The organism is Streptomyces sp. MS191 (assembly GCF_008042125.1).
Classification (GTDB): domain Bacteria; phylum Actinomycetota; class Actinomycetes; order Streptomycetales; family Streptomycetaceae; genus Streptomyces.
Map to the genome: position 1 here is coordinate 1 of NZ_RDBI01000170.1, position 763 is coordinate 763.

Annotated in this window: 1 protein-coding gene; it reads left to right on the top strand. The window is 74.2% G+C overall.

All coding sequences use genetic code 11. From position 1 onward, the window contains the following. On the top strand, window positions 1-763 hold a 763-nt coding region (locus EAO71_RS36140; protein WP_410094341.1), incomplete at both ends, for an energy-coupling factor ABC transporter ATP-binding protein.

The following is a 763-nucleotide window of genomic DNA, read 5'->3' on the forward strand; positions in this document are numbered from 1 at the left end:
GGTCTCCCCGTCGCCCGGTCTCCCCGTCGCCCCCGGCTCCCCCTCGCTGGAGGTGCGCGGCCTCGCGTACGCCTACCCGGACGGCCATCAGGCGCTCTTCGGGGTGGACCTGACCGTGGGGCGCGGCGAGCGGGTCGCCCTGCTCGGCCCGAACGGCGCCGGCAAGACCACCCTCGTGCTCCATCTCAACGGCATCCTCACCGGCGGCGCCGGCACGGTCGCCGTCGCCGGGCTGCCGGTCGAGAAGCGGAACCTCGCGGAGATCCGCCGCCGGGTCGGCATCGTCTTCCAGGACCCGGACGACCAGCTCTTCATGCCGACCGTGCGCGAGGACGTCGCCTTCGGTCCCGCCGCGGCGGGGATCCGCGGGCCGGAGCTGGAGTCCGTCGTCCGCACCGCGCTCGAGCGGGTCGGCATGGCGGAGTTCGCCGACCGGCCGCCGCACCACCTGTCCTTCGGGCAGCGGCGGCGGGTGGCGGTGGCGACCGTGCTCGCGATGGAGCCGGAGATCCTCGTCCTCGACGAGCCGTCCTCCAACCTCGACCCGGCCTCGCGCCGCGAGCTCGCCGACATCCTGCGGTCCCTGGACGTCACCGTCCTGATGGTCACGCACGACCTGCCCTACGCACTGGAACTCTGCCCGCGCTCGGTGATCCTCAGCGACGGGGTGATCGCGGGCGACGGGGAGACCAGGGACGTGCTGAGCGACGCCGAGCTGATGCGGCGCCACCGGCTCGAGCTGCCCTTCGGCTTCTCCCCGCAG